The sequence below is a fragment of the Kitasatospora sp. NPDC096140 genome (assembly GCF_040303045.1).
Taxonomy (GTDB): Bacteria; Actinomycetota; Actinomycetes; order Streptomycetales; family Streptomycetaceae; genus Kitasatospora.
In genome coordinates, this window is sequence record NZ_JBEOUW010000008.1 from 185,392 (window position 1) to 200,525 (window position 15,134).

A 15,134-nucleotide genomic window follows, 5' to 3' on the forward strand; every position below is an offset into this window, starting at 1 on the left:
GCGCGGCGGCGCCCCCCCCCCCCCCGCCCCCCCCGCGCCCCCCCGCCCCCCCCGGCCCCCCCCCCCCCCCGTCCCGGTGCGCGGATCCCGTGGGCTCAGCCGCGGCCGAGGACCCGGTCCACGGCGATCTCGATGACCACCCGGTCCGGGTTCACCCGCGGCTGGCGGTAGCGCTCGGCGTAGCGCCGCTCGGCGTCCGCGACCTGCTCGGGCTCGTCACGGACGACCGCGACGCCCTCCAGGGTCGCCCAGCGGGCGCGGTCCACCTGGCAGACCGCGACCCGCAGGCCCTGCGGCCCGGCCGCCGCGACGTTGAGCGCCTTGCGGCTGGTGCGGCTGGTGATCACCCGGGCGGTCGCCGTCTCCGGCTCGAACGTGACGCCGACCGGCACCACGTGCGGCGTGCCGTCCGGGCGGGTGGTGGTCAGGGTGGAGATGTGCCGTTCGCGCCAGAAGGCGAGCATGGCGTCGTCGAGGTCGCGCGGGTCATGGGCCATGATCGGGATCGTACGGCCCCCGGGGAACGATCAAGCCCCCGGGGGCCGTTCGCGTCGCACCCCGGTGCTCCCGGGGGCCGTACGGGCGGTGCCTCAGTGCCCGCGGGCGATCCACTCCGGCAGGGCCGGGGCCTCGGCGCCGATGGTGGTCGGGTCGCCGTGGCCGGTGCGCACCACCGTGTCGGCCGGGAGCGTCAGCAGGCGCTCGCGGATCGAGTCGATGATGGTCGGGAAGTGCGAGAACGACCGGCCGGTCGCGCCCGGGCCGCCCTGGAAGAGGGTGTCGCCGGTGAAGACGGTGCCCAGGTCGGGCGCGTACAGGCAGACCGCGCCCGGGGCGTGGCCCGGGGTGTGCAGGACGGTCAGCTCGGTGCCGGCCACCTCGATCCGCTGCCCGTCGGCCAGTTCGCCGTCCGGGAGGCGGTCGGGGTGGGTGAGCTTCCACAGCGGCAGGTCGTCCGGGTGCAGCAGGATCGGCGCACCGGTCCGGGCCGCGAGGGCCGGGGCCGCGTCGATGTGGTCGTTGTGCGCGTGCGTGGAGACGATCGCCCGCAGCCGGCGCCCGGCGAGCGCCGCCTCGATGGCCCCGGCGTCGTGCGCGGCGTCGATCACCACCGCCTCCTCGTCGTCGCCGACGATCCAGACGTTGTTCTCCACCTCCCAGCTGCCGCCGTCGAGCTCGAAGGTCCCGGCCGTCACCAGCCGGTCGACACGGGCGGTGGAGGTCACAGGATCACCACCGAGCGGAGCACGTCGCCCTGGTGCATGCGCGCGAAGGCCTGCTCCACCGCGTCGAGTTCGATCGTCTCGGTGACGAAGGCGCGCAGGTCCAGGCGGCCCTGGAGGTAGAGGTCGATGAGCATCGGGAAGTCCCGCGAGGGCAGGCAGTCGCCGTACCAGGAGGACTTCAGGGCGCCGCCGCGGCCGAAGACGTCGAGCAGCGGGAGCTCCAGCTTCATCTCCGGGGTCGGCACGCCGACCAGGACGACGGTGCCGGCCAGGTCGCGGGCGTAGAAGGCCTGCCGGTAGGTCTCGGGCCGGCCGACCGCCTCGACGACGACGTCCGCGCCGTTGCCGCCGGTCAGCTCCCGGATGGCCTCGACCGGGTCGGTGGTGCGGGAGTTGACGGTGTGGGTGGCGCCCAGCGTACGGGCGGTCGCCAGCTTGCGGTCGTCGATGTCGACGGCGATGATCTTCGCCGCCCCGGCCAGCCGGGAGCCCATCACGGCCGCCCCGCCGACGCCGCCGCAGCCGATGACGGCGACCGAGTCGCCGCGCCCGACGTTGCCGGTGTTGATCGCGGCGCCGATGCCCGCCATCACGCCGCAGCCCAGCAGGCCGGCGACGGCCGGCTCGGCCGCCGGGTCGACCTTGGTGCACTGGCCGGCCGCGACCAGGGTCTTCTCGGCGAACGCCCCGATGCCCAGCGCCGGGGACAGCTCGGTGCCGTCCAGCAGCGTCATCTTCTGCTCGGCGTTGTGGGTGTCGAAGCAGTACTGCGGACGCCCGCGCCGACAGGCACGGCACTGGCCGCACACCGCACGCCAGTTGAGGACCACGAAGTCACCGGGCGCGACCTCGGTGACGCCCTCGCCGACCGACTCCACGACGCCCGCGGCCTCGTGGCCCAGCAGGAACGGGAACTCGTCGTTGATCCCGCCCTCCCGGTAGTGGAGGTCCGTGTGGCAGACACCGCAAGCCTGGATCCGGACCACCGCCTCACCCGGACCTGGGTCCGGTACCACGATCGTGGTCACCTCCACGGGCGCGCCCTTGGCGCGCGCGATCACTGCCTTGACCTGCTGGGCCATCCGATTCCACCTCCGACGGCCGGTGCGGCTCTGCACCGGCGTGACCTGCGACGACACGACTGCAGTAGGACTGCAGAAGCACTGCCCACGAAGCGTAGCGCCCGCTCCGGCGGCCACCGGCGGAGCGGGTCGGCGATCCGGCGCGATCCGGCGTGATTCGCCTCACCGCACGTGCCGACGGCATGTTCCCGACGTTCCGGCAGCTCACGGCGCTTCATCCGGCACATGCCACGGGCCTACCCGCGGGACCGCCCGCCGACGGCCCGGCACGGCCCCGGAACGGGGGCGCACGGACGGCGCTGAGCGCTCGTCAGCGCGCCTCGAACCGCCCGGAAAGCACCGGTGTTGGCTGGAACTGCCGCAGACGGGCGCCCCGCGGCCCACGTACGGTCGTAGCTGAGACGGTCCACGCGACCACGCTCAGCACACCCGCCCCACCTGACGGTGCGCCACCGTGCACCGTCCGTGCCCGGCGCGCACCGAACGTACGCCCCCGCACATTTCGCGCCACCCCGCAGCAGATGCCCTACCCAGCCCCGGCACGTGTCGAGCCGCCAGCCGGCCGCACCACCCGTCCCCGCACCATCCTCCGATCCACCCCCCGTCGGGCCGCGCCGAGCGGCCCACCGCCCTGGAGTCTGGAGTACGGATGTCCACCGAGAACAGTGCGACCGGTGCCGGGCCCGGCACCGCCCCGCTCCCCCCGCTGCACTGCCTGCGCCACCTGGAACCCGGACCGCCGCGGCTCGCCGCGCTGCCCACCGGCACGCCGGTCTGGCTGGTCAGCCGGCACGCCGACGTGCGGCAGGTGCTGACGGACCCGCGCCTGGGCCGCGCCCCGCTCTACGCGCCGGACGCGCCGCCGGTCACGGTCACGCCCAACATCCTGGACGACCCGCAGAGCATGCTGAACATCGACGGCACCGAGCACCAGCGGCTGCGCCGCACGGTCCAGCGGGCCTTCACCCCGCGCGCGATAGCCCGCTGGAAGCCGTGGGTCGCCTCGGTCGTGGAGTCGCTCATCGACGAACTGATCGACCAGGGCTCCCCCACCGACATCGTCGCCGCCTACACCCGGCCGCTGCCGGTCGCGGTGATCAGCCGGCTGATGGGCCTGGACAACCTGGACACCAAGCGGCTCGCCCACTGGAGCGACCACGCGCTCTCCACCACCGCCTACCCGGCCGAGGCGATCGTCACCGCGATGAACGAGTTCTCCGCCTTCGGCGCCGGGGTGATCGCCGAACGCCGTGCCGAACCCGGCGACGACCTGGTCAGCAGCCTACTGACGGCCGCCGCCGAGGACGGCTCGATCACCGAGGGACAGCTGGTCGCGCTGGTCGTCGGCCTGGTCGTGGCCGGCCACGAGACCACCATGACCAGCCTCGGCAACGCCCTGGTCTACCTGCTCCACGACGGCCGCGAGGCCTGGCAGCAGCTCGCCTCCGACGAGGCCAGCGCCGCCGCCGCGACCGAGCAGCTGCTGCGCGCCGTCCCGCTCGGCGACGCCCACGAGCACATGCCCGGACTGATGCGCCGCACCGTCGAGGACGTGGAGATCGGCGGGGTGGTCATCCCGGCCGGCAGCGTGGTCGCCGCCGACACCGCCGCCGCCAACCAGGACCCGGAGGTCTTCACCGGGGACCTGCGCACCGAGCTGTTCTCCCCGCTGGCCGCACCGATGCTCACCTTCGGGGCCGGGCCGCACCACTGCCTGGGCGCGTGGCTGGCCCGGATGGAGCTGGAGCTCGCCCTGCACCGGCTGGCCCGCCGGCTGCCCGCCCTGCGGATGGCCGACCAGGTCGAGCGGATCGACTGGCGGCGCGGCCTGCTCACCCGCAGCCCGAACTCCCTGCAGGTGACCTGGTGACGCGCGGGGCGGACACCGAGCCGGTCGTCATCCGGGTCGACCGGGACCGCTGCATCGGCTCCGGGATGTGCGCCCTCAGCGCGCCCGACTCGCTGGCCCTCGGCGCGGACGGACTGGCCGCGCCGCTGGCCGACTACGCCGACGGCGGTGCGGAGTTGACGGACGGGCTGAGCGAGGCCGTGGACTGCTGTCCGGTCGAGGCGCTCACCCTCCACTCGGCCCGCGGCGGCTACCGGATCGACCCGGCGGACTGAACCCGCCCCGGTGGCGCCCGCCGCCGCGACCCGCTCGGGCGGGTGCACGGCGGGCGCCACCGGGAGCCGGGCCGCCGTACGCCCGGATCGATGAGCCGGGCTCATGGATCGATGCAGCCTCGGCGTCGAACGGTCTTCCGGTCGCGCCGGGCGGGAATCCCCGCGACCGGCGCCGGTGCCCGGCGCTAGCCTGCCTTCGTGACGGAGCGATCGAGCACGGTGGTGCTGATGTGCGGCCTGCCCGGGGCGGGCAAGACCACGTACGCGCTGGGGTTGGTGCGGCGCGGCTACGTACGGCTGTCCATCGACGAGGCGGTGTGGCGGCGCCTCGGGGGGCGGGACGCCGGTGTGGTCCTGTCGGAGGAGGCGTTCGACCGGCTCAAGGAGGAGGTCCGCGCCGAACAGCGGCTGGAGCTGGTCGAGTTGGTGCGGTCCGGCAGCGACGTGGTGGTGGACTACAGCTTCTGGAGCCGCGCCGCCCGCGACGACTACAAGGCACTGGTGGAGAGCCACGGCGGCCGCTGGGAGCTGATCCACCTCAAGGCCGACCGGGCGACCCTGGAGCAGCGCCTCGCCGTCCGCAACGGCCGGGAGGGCGCCAACGCCGTCACCGTCGGCGCCGAGCTGTTCGCCCGCTACCTGGCCCACTTCGAGGAGCCGCGGGGCGAGGGCGAGCAGGTCCTGCTGCAGCCCTCGCCCTGATGGCGCGTCAGCCGATCGCCACGCCCGTACCCGAGACCCGCACCCGCGGGTCCTCCGCCCGCAGTTCGACCCGCAGCACGCCGGGGCGGCCCAGGTCCTCGCCCTGGTGCAGCGTCAGCACCGTCGGGGCCTCCACCGCGCCCAGCTCCCGCAGGTACGCGCCGAAGGCGGCCGCGGCGGCGCCGGTGGCCGGGTCCTCGACCACGCCGCCGACGGGGAACGGGTCGCGGACGTGGAAGACCTCGGGGGCCTCGCGCCAGACCAGCTGGAGGGTGGTGAGGTCCCGGGCCCGCATGTAGGCCGCCAGGCCGTCGAAGTCGTAGTCGAGGCGGGCCAGTCGGCCGCGGGTGGCGGCGGCGAGCACGAGGTGCCGGGCACCGGCGTAGGCGACCCGCGGCGGCAGGGCCGGGTCGAGGTCGGCGGCGGACCAGCCGAGCAGGGCGAGCGCCTCCTCGACGTCGGCCGCGGTGACCTCCTCGACCTTCGGCTCGACGCTGGTGAGCGTGGCCCGCAGCAGCCCGTCGGCGCCGCGCTCGACCTCGACCGGGACGTCCCCGGCCGCCGTCGCGAAGAGGTACTGCCCGGGGCCGGTGCGCTCGGCGAGCGCGACGGCGGAGGCGACCGTCGCGTGCCCGCAGAACGGCACCTCCGCCAGCGGGCTGAAGTACCTTACGCGGTAAGCCCCTTCGGCCGGTCCGGCGGTCAGGAAGGCGGTCTCGGAGTACCCGAGCTCGGCGGCGATGGCGAGCATCCGGCGGTCGGTCAGCCCGGTGGCGTCGAGCACCACGCCGGCCGGGTTGCCGCCCTCGGGGCGGGTGGCGAAGGCGGCGTAGCGGAGGATCTCGGGCGAGGGGGCGGCGGAGACTGCAGCGTCGTCGGTCATGCCCGGACGAACGCGTTCCGCCCGGCTGCTGTTCCCGTCCGCCGCGCGTTTGTTCCCGCTCGCCCGGTCACCGCTCCTGCCCGGCCGCTGTTCCTGCTCGCCCCGTCACCGCTCCTGGCCGACCGCTGTCGCCGCCCGCCCCGGTCACCGCAGGACCGCCTCCAGGAAGTCCGAACCGAGACGGGCGCTGCCCGCCAGGTCGAGCTGGTAGAGCATGTACCGCCCGCGCCGCTGCGTGGTCAGCAGCCCCGCCTTCCGCAGCACCGCCAGGTGCCGGGACACCTCGGGCGCGCTGAGCTGCCAGGCGGAGGCCAGTTCGCCGGTGGTGTGCGGGCCGCGGGCCATGGTGCGTGCCAGCCGCAGCCGGACGGGGTGGGCCAGTGCCTCCAGGCGCTGCTGGACGAGGGCGAGCGAGACCGGTTCGGGCAGGCCGGCCTCGGCGACGGGGTACTGGAGGACGGGCCGCCAGCCGGGCGCGTGGACGACCAGGAGGTGGGGGCGGCCGAAGGCGGTGGGGATGAAGGTGACGCCCCCCTTGTCGGCGGCGCTGGTGGTGCTGTCCTGCAGCTTGTCGATGACGATCCGCCGCCGCCCGCCGCCCTGGTCGAGGCTGACGGAGGGTGAGACGGCCGCGAGCGTCTCGCCGAGGCCCCGACGGGCCAGCAGGTCGGCCTTGCGCCGGGCGTCGGCGGCGAGGTCGGGCAGGACGCGCTGCCAGGCGTCGGCGAAGAACGCGGACACGCAGTCCTCCAGCATCCGCCGCACCAGCGCCCGCACGGCGGGCGGGTCGGCGAGCAGCCGGTCGGCGAAGGCGGCCTGCCGGGGGCCGCGGGCGAGGGCGAGTTCGCGGGCCCGCTCGTTGGCGGCGGGGTCGGTGAGCGGGGAGGTCTTCCGGAAGGTGAGCCGCGAGGAGCCGCAGGTGGTGATGAGGGCGCCGGCCACGAACAGCTCGTCGTCGAGCCGGTCGACGGCGTCGAGTTCCTCGGCGAGGGTCGCGCCGGGCAGGCCGGGGACGAGGAAGTCGGCGCGCGAGGAACGCCAGAGGAAGTCGGCCTCCAGCAGCCGCTCGGCCAGCTCCGGCGGGATCGCCGCGGTGGTGCTGCTCGCCCAGCCGCTCAGCGCCGGGTGGTGCGCCGGCTCGGCGAGGACGTGCAGCATGGCGTTCAGCTCGGCCAGCGGGGAGGGCGTGAAGAGCAGGCGCTCGTCGGACAGTCCGGTGATGTCGATGGTCACACTCACGCAGGAGATCCTGTCACCCGATCCGGTGACGCCTGCCGCCGATTGACGGGAACCGTCAATCCACGTGCCAGGCGGCCCGGCCAGGGCGGACGGTACCGGCCATGAGCCTGATCCAGGAGAAGTCCGTCCATGACCACGCCGCCGCCCGCACCGGCGAGCCGCCCGCCCTGCCGGTCGGCACCGGTCGCGGCGGCCCGTCCGCGCTGCTGAGCCTGCTGACCGCCGCCGGCGGGCCCCGGTACGCCGCCGCGCTGGCGGTGGACGCGGTGGGCGGCGGCATGCTGCGGCCGTTCCTGCTGCTGTACGGGATCGGCATGCTGCACCTGGGCGCGGGGGCGGTCGGGCTGGCGCTGTCCGCCGGGATGGTCGCGGGCCTGCTGGTGGTGCCGCTGACCGGCCGCTGGATCGACCGCGGCGCCCGGACCCTCCCCGCGGCCGTGACCCTGCTGCTGCGGGCGGCGGGCGCACTGACGCTGCTGCTCGCGGACGGCCTGCCGGTGTTCACGGCCGCGGCGGTGCTGTTCGGGGTGGGCAGCCAGTCCTGGCCGACCACGCACGCGGCGGTGGTGAGCACCCTGACGGAGGGTCGGCTGCGGGACGCGGCGCTCGCCGCCGGGCGGTCGGTGCGCAACGCGGGGCTGGGCCTGGGTGCGCTGCTGGCCACCGTGGCGGTGAGCGGCGGCGCGGGCGCGATCCGGCTGCTGGCCGGGGTGACGGCGGTGGCCTGCCTGGTCGCCGCCGCGCTGGTGGGCTCGCTGCGGGTGCGGGCGCACCGGGAGGCGCCGCACAGGGCCGTACGGGCCGACGCCCACACCCACGCCGACACCGGCGCCCACGCCGACACCGACACCGACACCGACGCCGGGGAGCGGCGCGCACCGCTGCGCCGGATCAGCCTGCTGAGCCTGGCCAACCTGCCGTACGCGTTCTGCTTCGACGTGCTGGAGGTGGCGCTGCCCGCGCTGCTGGTGCTGCAGCTGCACGCCTCCCCGGCCTGGTCCTCGGGCCTGTTCGTGGGCAACACGGTGCTGGTGATCGCCCTGCAGCTGGCGCTGGTGCTGCGGCTGGCGGACCGTTCGCGGCGGGCCGTGCTGGCGGCCTCGGGCGCCCTGCTGTCGCTCTCGTACCTGGGCTTCTGGGCGGCCGGGGCGCTGGGCGGCACGCCGGGGGCGGCGGGCATCGCGGTGGTCTCGGTGCTGTACACGCTGGGCGAGATCCTCTACACCGGCTCGGGTACGGCGCTGGTGGCGGCCGTCGCCCCGCCGCACCTGCTCGGGCGCTCGCTGGCCCGCTGGGAGCTGTCGATGGGCGTGGGCCGGGCGGCCGCGCCGGCCGTGGTGACGGCGCTGCTCGCCGCCGGTCCGGGCGCACTGTGGCTGCCGCTGGCCGCCGCCACCGCGCTGGGGGCGCTGGCGGTGCTGCGGCTGGGCCCGGCGCAGTAGCCCCGCCCCGGTGGGATGATCGGCTCCATGGCCCTGACCCCGCACCAGCAGCACCTGCGCGACCGGATCCTGGCCGCCTCGGTGACCGCGCCGCCGGAGCCGTGGCGGCCGGTCGGCCGGGGGACGATCCCGGTCGGCGGGCTGCTCGGCATCGGCTTCGCCGTCCACCCGGAGAGCGGGCACGACCTGGTACTGACCGTGTCGCACGGCGGGCACGGACTGTTCGACGCCGTGACGGGCCTCAAGCTGGCGCGCGACCACGACCCGGCCGAGGACCCGGACGGCCCGGACCTCTGCTGCCCCGGGCTCGGCCAGGTCACCGATGTGCGGATCCCGGTGGCCGGGACGTGGGGCGGCGGCCTGCACGCCGACGCCGAGGGCGGCTGGCACGTCGAGGTCGCCGCCCCGGAGTGGCCGCACCACCGGGTGCTGCTCGCGACCGGCCGCGGGCCGTGGCAGGGCGAGCACGGCGAGAGCTGGTGGCAGGTCTTCGACTCCAGCTGGTCCACCCTGCGCGCCGCGGGCTTCTCCCCCACCGGCCGGACCCTCGCGGTGGCCACCAGCAGCGACCTCACGCTCTGGACCCGCGCCTGAGGTCCCGCCCTCCGGCGGCGGGCGCCGTACGGGCACGGATCCCGGGCGGACCCTGGCGCCGTACGGGCAGGGGCGCCGGCCGGCTGCGGCCGCCTTCCGGATGCGCCCGGGACGCCCAGCGCCGATGCTGGCGGCGAGGCGTGCCAGGCCCGAGGAAGGACACCCGATCCCATGAGTGCGCTCGACTTCGAGATCGTCGACAGCCCCGACAGCTCGCTCAACAAGACCTCCGTCCTGGTCACCGGCCCGCACGACGCCATGCTGGTGGACGCCGGGTTCACCCGCTCCGACGGCCGCCGCCTGGTCGAGCGGATCAGGGCCACCGGCAAGCGGCTGACCACCGTGTTCGTCAGCCACGGCGACCCGGACTTCTACTTCGGGGCGCAGGAGGTGCAGGACGCCTTCCCGCAGGCCCGGTTCCTGGCCACCGCCATGACCGTCGACCACATCCAGGAGACCTGGGAGGACAAGCTGCGCGCCTGGTCCCACCTGGGGCCCGAGCTGGCCACCCGGCTGGTGCGGCCCGAGGTGCTGCACGGCGACGAGATCGTCTTCGAGGGCCACCGCTTCGAGGTGCGCGGCGCCGACTTCCACCTGCCGGACCGGCACTACCTCTGGCAGCACCACCACCGCGCCGTGCTCGGCGGGGTGCTGCTCTTCGAGGGCCTGCACGTGTGGACGGCCGACACCCCCACCGCTGCCCAACGGGCCGCCTGGATCGACCTGCTGGACGGCATCGAGGCGCTCCACCCGACCTGGGTGGCGGCCGGCCACCGGGTCGCCGACGCCCCCACCGACCTGAACGCCGTCGACCACACCCGCGCCTACCTGCGCGCCTTCGAGACCGAGATCGGCCGGGCCGCGGACGCGGCCGCCGCCAAGGAGGCCCTGGAGCGCCGCTTCCCGGAGCTGGGGCTGCGGATCGCGGTGGACATCGGCACCAAGGTCGTCATGGGCGAGATGGCCTGGGGGTGAGCGAGTCGTGATCGAGATCCCGAGGGACGTGGCCGGCTTCGCCGAGTCCTCCGCGCCCGCCGACGTGGTCCGCCGCCAGTACCTGGCCGCCGCCCGGGGCGACCTGGCCGCACTGCGCGCCACGCTCGCCGAGGACGTCGAGTGGACCGAGATGGCCGGTTTCCCGCTGGCCGGCACCTACCGCACCCCCAAGGGCGTCACCGCGAGCGTGATGGAGCGGCTGGCCGCCGAGTGGCACGACTGGACGGCGCACGACGACACCTACGTGGTGGACGGGGAGGAGGTGGTGGTCCTGGCCCGCTACACGGCCGTCCACAAGACCACCGGAAAACCGCTCGCGGTCCGGGTCGCCCACCACTTCACGGTGCGCGGCGGACGCATCGTCCGGTTCGAGCAGTTCACCGACACCGCGCTGGTCAGGGACGCGATGACGCCGTAGCGCCGCCCGGTCCCCCCGGACCCGCCGTTCACCCGTACGGGCGAGCGGGGCGCGACGCGCCCGCCACGGTCTCGACACACCACCCGGACGGCGTCAGGCTGACCCCGTTTCCACGGCCGGACAACGAGGAGTCGAGCATGGCGGGCACGGACATCGGCACCACCGGAGCGGGCGGCGGGCAGGACCGCCCGATCGTGATCGTCGGCGCTTCCCTCGGCGGCGCGAAGGCGGCCGAGGCGCTGCGCGAGGCCGGGTACGAGGGCGGCGTCGTCCTGATCGGCGAGGAGCACGAGCGCCCGTACGAGCGGCCGCCGCTGTCCAAGGGCTACCTGCTGGGCAAGACGCCCCGGGAGAAGATCTACGTCCACCCGCCGCAGTGGTACGCCGAGCACGACATCACGCTGCGCCTGGGCACGGCGGTGGCCGCGATCGACCCGGCCGGGCACACCGTGACGCTCGCCGACGACGGCCGGGTGGAGTACGCCAAGCTGCTGCTGACCACCGGCTCGGTGCCGCGCCGGCTGCCGGTGCCGGGCGCCGACCAGGACGGCGTGCTCTACCTGCGCCGGGTCGACGACAGCGACCGGATCAAGGCGGCGCTGCGGCCGGGCGCCCGGATCGTGGTGATCGGCGCGGGCTGGATCGGCCTGGAGGTGGCGGCCGCGGCCCGCGAGTCGGGTGCCGAGGTGACGGTGCTGGAGGCGCTCGAACTGCCGCTGCTGCGGGTGCTCGGCCGGGAGGTCGCCCAGGTCTTCGCCGACCTGCACCGGGACCACGGCGTGGACCTGCGCCTCGGCGTCAAGGTGGCCGAACTGACCGGCGACGGCACCACGGTGAGCGGGGTGAAGCTCGCCGACGGCACGACGGTGGCGGCCGACGCGGTGGTGGTCGGCATCGGCATCGCCCCCGCCGCCGGACTCGCCGAGGCGGCCGGCCTGGAGGTCGACAACGGCATCAAGACCGACCGGCAGCTGCGCACCTCCGACCCGGACGTCTACGCGGCCGGCGACGTCGCGAACGCCTACCACCCGCTGTTCGACCGGCACATCCGGGTCGAGCACTGGGCCAACGCCCTCAACCAGCCGCAGACCGCCGCCCGCGCACTGCTCGGGCAGCCGGACGCGGTCTACGACCGGATCCCGTACTTCTTCAGCGACCAGTACGACCTCGGCATGGAGTACGTCGGCTACGTCGAGCCCGACGGCTACGACCGGGTGGTGTTCCGCGGTGACCCGGCCGCCCGCGAGTTCATCGCGTTCTGGCTGTCCGGCGGCCGGGTGCTCGCGGGGATGAACGTCAACGTCTGGGACGTCACCGACCCGATCCGCGAACTGGTCCGCTCCGGGCGGGTGGTGGACGCCGACGCGTTGGCCGACCCGAAGGTCCCGCTCGGCGAGCTGTAGCCGTCCGGCGTCACGACCACCCGTGCACCCCGGCGTCCCGGTGCGGTCAGCCCACCGGGACACCGGGGTTCGCCACGCCCCGGCCCCCGGTGACGGTGTTGCCCGCGCCGATCGTCACCGGGCACATCGCCGCGTCGTAGTTCGTCACGTCGATCGCGTAGCGGTCCGCTCCGGTGGCGCCGGTGAGGTCGGAGCGGTTGCCCCGGAAGACCGTGCCGCAGCCCCAGCCCGGCTGGACGCTGTGGGTCTGGTAGCCGTCGTCGGTGGTGCGCCTGCCGGTGTTGTTCTCGATGACGTAGCCGTTGCCCTTCACGTCGACCCAGGAGTCGTCGTAGTTGCGGCCGGTGAGGCCGTCGCCGTCGAAGGAGTTGCCGGAGACCAGGCCGCCGGTGGTGCCCTCCTTGAGGTCGACGTTCTCGGCGCCGATGTTCGGGCCGAAGGTGTTGCCGGTGATCTGCACGTGGTCGCTGCGGTCGGTGAGGGTGCCGGCGGTGCCGACGTACACGCCCTCGCCCAGGCCGTCCCGGTTCAGACCGGTGTCGTGGATGCGGGAGTTGCGCAGCGTGCCGTAGCCGCTGGAGTTGCGGAAGTGCACGCCCTCCATGGTGGTGTGGTGGACCGTCACGCCGTCGATCACCACGTGGTTGGCGGCATCCGCCATGATGCCCTTCTGGGCGCCGGTGACGGTCAGGCCCTGGACGGTCCAGTAGCTCGCGCCGTCGAGGTGGAGGCCGTAGCCGCCGCCGGTGGGGGTGGTGAGCACGGCCTTGGCGGAGCCGGTGAGGGTGATCCGGGCGGCGGCGGTGCCGGGCACGGTGGCCTTGAAGCTGCCGGAGTAGGTGCCGTCGGCGAGCTGGATGGTCCGCCCGGGCACGGCCGCCGCGAGCGCGGCCTGGAGCTGTTTGGCGGTGCCGACCTTGACGACGGTCGCGGCCGGGGCGGCCGTCGCACCGGGGGCGGTGCCGACGGCGAGGGCGGCGACGGTGGCGACGGTGGCGACGGCGGTGAGGGTGGCGCCGAGGGCGCGGGGGGACGTCGGCTTCATGGACGGTGCTCCTTGCGGGACGGATGGTGACAGGAACATGCCGTCGATCACACTGGACTGGACCATTCCGAAGCGTCAAGGGTGCCGCCGTCGGGCGATACTGGGATCCGGGGGGGGAGCCTCGGACGGCTTCGGGAAACCATCGGGCGGGGGCAGGGAGGCACGGTGGGCGGGACGGCCGGATTCGCCGTGGTGGTGTTCGGTGCGCTGGGCGGCGTCGTCGCCTACCTCGCCGGAGTCGTCGGGCTGCGCGAGCAACGCCGGCTGCGCCGGGTCGGCGTCCCCGCCTCGGCCCTGGTGCGCGCCCGCATCCGGGGGCCGGAGGACCACGCACTGCCGCCGCGTCCGCTGCTGCAGTTCGAGACGACCGACGGCCGGGTGGTCGAGATCTTCTCCCCCGTCCCCTCCACCACCCGCCACCCGCTGCCGGACGGCCGCTACGTGCCCGTCCGCTACGACCCGGCCGACCCCCGGCAGGTGCTGGTCGACGGGCGGGAGCGGACGGGGCTGGAGTACGGGTTCCTCGCCCTGGGGGTGCTGGCCGTCCTGGGCTCGATCACCCTCGCCGCCACGGCGCTCTAGGCGGCCGGCGCGCTGCGCCTCCCGGGACGGGCCCTACGGGCGCTCCCGGCCCGCGCGGAGCCCCGCCGGGGTGAGGCCGGTGTGCAGGCGCATGGTTCGCCAACGGCGGCTACACCACGCGCTGACCCTCCGGCGCGCGATCGGGCCCGCCCTGGCTGTCCTGACTGTCCTGACTGTCCTGGCCGTCCTGGCCGTTGGGGCCGGTATGGTCCCCCTCCCGGGCCGCGCCCCCGCCCAGGGCCTCGACCAGCCGCCGGGCCCGGGTGTCCTCGTCGAGCAGCGCCCGCACCAGCGGGCCGGGGGCCGCGCCCGCCAGGTAGGCCTCGACGGAGCGCGGATCGGCCGGGAGGGCGACCGTCCCGGCGGTGAGGGCCGCACGGGCACGGGCGTAGTCCAGCCCGACCCAGGCGAGCAGCTCGCCGCCGGTGTCGTCCACGTCCGGCTGCGGCCGGTGGCCCAGGACTTCGTGGACGGCGAGGAGGGCCAGCAGGACGTGCTCGGTGCCCGGCGTCCGGCGGCCGAGGCGCAGCGCCTGGTCGTCCGTCTCCCGTCGGATCCAGTCCGCGGTCGGCGCCGCCGGGCCGGCCGCACCGGGCTTCAACAGCCGCTTCCAGAGCGGGAGTCGGTGCGACCGGTGGCCGAGCAGGGCGTCCCGGGTGGGGTGCAGCAGCGGGTCCAGCGCGTCGGAGGCGCCGTCCGGGGCCGTGGCCTCCGGCACAGGCGGTGCCGTCGGCGCCGGTGGTGCCGCCGGTGGTGCCGGTGGTGCCGGTGGTGCCGGTGGTGCCGCCGGCAGGGTTCTCGGCCCGGGGTGCGTCGCGTCCAGCCGGTCCCGGACGGCCTGCGGCGCGACGCCCGCCGCGCGGAGCAGTTCGGCGGCGCGGGTGCGGTCGTCGGCCAGCAGGGCGCGCAGGACGTACTCCGCGGTGAGCTGCCGCCCGCCGCTGCGCCGCACCGCCGTCACCGCGGTGGACAGTGCGCGGGCCGCGGCGCCGGTCAGGACGAGGTCCGGGGCCCTGGTCGAGCCCAGGATCTCCCGGGCCGGCACACCGGCGTCGGCCTCGTCGTCCGCGGCCCAGCCCCCGCCGCGTTCGCGGTCGGCGCCACCGTCGCGCCCGCCGTGACCGTGGCGGTCGCGGTCACGCAGCAGGGTGCGCAGCTCGCTCTCGGTGGCCCCGGCAGCAGCGAGGGCCGCACCGGCCGGGCCGCTCGACCCCACCACCGCGGTCAACAGGTGCTCCGTACCGAGCCGGCCGCCGCCCGTCGTGCCGAGCGTGCGCCAGTCCGCTTCCAGCGTGGTCTCCATCAGGCCCTCCCCGCACAGGTGGCTTTGCCCACACCATACGCTTGCTTTGCCTTCTCTTTGTAGTGGGCCGCCCGTCCGGACGGCATCGCGAGCCC

General features: G+C 75.3%; 16 protein-coding genes. 9 read left to right on the forward strand and 7 right to left on the reverse strand.

What is annotated here, in order from left to right; translation table 11 throughout:
- Window positions 1–95: 95 nt before the first annotated feature.
- The 3 genes from ABT048_RS10805 to ABT048_RS10815 all read right to left on the reverse strand — a co-directional run bounded on the left by ABT048_RS10805 (window position 96) and on the right by ABT048_RS10815 (window position 2,308).
- Window positions 96–497, reverse strand: a complete 402-nt coding sequence (locus ABT048_RS10805) for a pyridoxamine 5'-phosphate oxidase family protein (protein WP_350521001.1) — start codon at window positions 495–497, stop codon at window positions 96–98.
- A 93-nt stretch (window positions 498–590) separates the two neighbouring features.
- The gene (locus tag ABT048_RS10810; RefSeq protein ID WP_350521002.1) at window positions 591–1,226 is read right to left on the reverse strand and encodes an MBL fold metallo-hydrolase; all 636 of its coding nucleotides are present in this window, start codon (window positions 1,224–1,226) and stop codon (window positions 591–593) included.
- Window positions 1,223–2,308, reverse strand: a complete 1,086-nt coding sequence (locus ABT048_RS10815; protein ID WP_350521003.1) for an S-(hydroxymethyl)mycothiol dehydrogenase — start codon at window positions 2,306–2,308, stop codon at window positions 1,223–1,225. The genes ABT048_RS10810 and ABT048_RS10815 overlap by 4 nt, the downstream gene beginning before the upstream one ends.
- A 649-nt stretch (window positions 2,309–2,957) precedes the next feature.
- Here ABT048_RS10815 and ABT048_RS10820 point away from each other — a divergent pair.
- The 3 genes from ABT048_RS10820 (at window position 2,958) to ABT048_RS10830 (ending at window position 5,134) form a co-directional block, all read left to right on the forward strand.
- The gene (locus ABT048_RS10820) at window positions 2,958–4,178 is read left to right on the forward strand and encodes a cytochrome P450 (RefSeq protein ID WP_350521004.1); all 1,221 of its coding nucleotides are present in this window, start codon (window positions 2,958–2,960) and stop codon (window positions 4,176–4,178) included.
- A complete protein-coding gene (locus ABT048_RS10825) occupies window positions 4,175–4,432 on the forward strand; it encodes a ferredoxin (RefSeq protein WP_350521005.1) in 258 nt (85 codons plus the stop codon). The genes ABT048_RS10820 and ABT048_RS10825 overlap by 4 nt, the downstream gene beginning before the upstream one ends.
- Window positions 4,433–4,630: 198 nt before the next feature.
- Window positions 4,631–5,134, forward strand: a complete 504-nt coding sequence (locus ABT048_RS10830; RefSeq protein WP_350521006.1) for a P-loop nucleotide/nucleoside kinase family protein — start codon at window positions 4,631–4,633, stop codon at window positions 5,132–5,134.
- A 7-nt stretch (window positions 5,135–5,141) separates the two neighbouring features.
- Here the strand turns inward: ABT048_RS10830 and ABT048_RS10835 are convergent, their stop codons facing one another.
- A complete protein-coding gene (locus ABT048_RS10835) occupies window positions 5,142–6,017 on the reverse strand; it encodes a PhzF family phenazine biosynthesis protein (protein ID WP_350521007.1) in 876 nt (291 codons plus the stop codon).
- A 144-nt stretch (window positions 6,018–6,161) separates the two neighbouring features.
- Window positions 6,162–7,256 (reverse strand): DUF5937 family protein, encoded by a 1,095-nt coding sequence (locus ABT048_RS10840; protein ID WP_350521008.1) that lies wholly within the window; start codon window positions 7,254–7,256, stop codon window positions 6,162–6,164.
- A 101-nt stretch (window positions 7,257–7,357) separates the two neighbouring features.
- Between ABT048_RS10840 and ABT048_RS10845 the strand changes: the two genes are divergently transcribed.
- From ABT048_RS10845 to ABT048_RS10865, 5 genes are all read left to right on the forward strand, one after another.
- Complete coding sequence (locus ABT048_RS10845; protein WP_350521009.1) at window positions 7,358–8,698, forward strand: MFS transporter; 1,341 nt, start codon at window positions 7,358–7,360, stop codon at window positions 8,696–8,698.
- A gap of 27 nt (window positions 8,699–8,725) precedes the next feature.
- The gene (locus ABT048_RS10850) at window positions 8,726–9,292 is read left to right on the forward strand and encodes a hypothetical protein (RefSeq protein WP_350521010.1); all 567 of its coding nucleotides are present in this window, start codon (window positions 8,726–8,728) and stop codon (window positions 9,290–9,292) included.
- A gap of 171 nt (window positions 9,293–9,463) precedes the next feature.
- On the forward strand, window positions 9,464–10,267 hold the full coding sequence (locus tag ABT048_RS10855; RefSeq protein WP_350521011.1) for an MBL fold metallo-hydrolase: 804 nt from the start codon (window positions 9,464–9,466) through the stop codon (window positions 10,265–10,267).
- 7 nt (window positions 10,268–10,274) lie between these two features.
- A complete protein-coding gene (locus ABT048_RS10860; RefSeq protein WP_402803069.1) occupies window positions 10,275–10,706 on the forward strand; it encodes a nuclear transport factor 2 family protein in 432 nt (143 codons plus the stop codon).
- Window positions 10,707–10,843: 137 nt separating this feature from the next.
- On the forward strand, window positions 10,844–12,109 hold the full coding sequence (locus ABT048_RS10865) for an NAD(P)/FAD-dependent oxidoreductase (RefSeq protein WP_350521012.1): 1,266 nt from the start codon (window positions 10,844–10,846) through the stop codon (window positions 12,107–12,109).
- Between the two features lie 46 nt (window positions 12,110–12,155).
- On the opposite strand, the gene ABT048_RS10870 is transcribed toward ABT048_RS10865, so the two are convergent.
- Window positions 12,156–13,154 carry a right-handed parallel beta-helix repeat-containing protein gene (locus ABT048_RS10870; RefSeq protein WP_350521013.1) on the reverse strand — a complete coding sequence of 333 codons (999 nt, stop codon included), beginning with the start codon at window positions 13,152–13,154 and terminating at the stop codon, window positions 12,156–12,158.
- A gap of 165 nt (window positions 13,155–13,319) precedes the next feature.
- Here ABT048_RS10870 and ABT048_RS10875 point away from each other — a divergent pair, with 165 nt between their 5' ends.
- A complete protein-coding gene (locus ABT048_RS10875; RefSeq protein WP_350521014.1) occupies window positions 13,320–13,736 on the forward strand; it encodes a DUF3592 domain-containing protein in 417 nt (138 codons plus the stop codon).
- Between the two features lie 109 nt (window positions 13,737–13,845).
- Here ABT048_RS10875 and ABT048_RS10880 read toward each other — a convergent pair whose 3' ends face one another.
- Window positions 13,846–15,039: a Clp protease N-terminal domain-containing protein gene (locus ABT048_RS10880; RefSeq protein WP_350521015.1), complete on the reverse strand. Its 1,194-nt coding sequence runs from the start codon at window positions 15,037–15,039 to the stop codon at window positions 13,846–13,848.
- Window positions 15,040–15,134 lie beyond the last annotated feature (95 nt).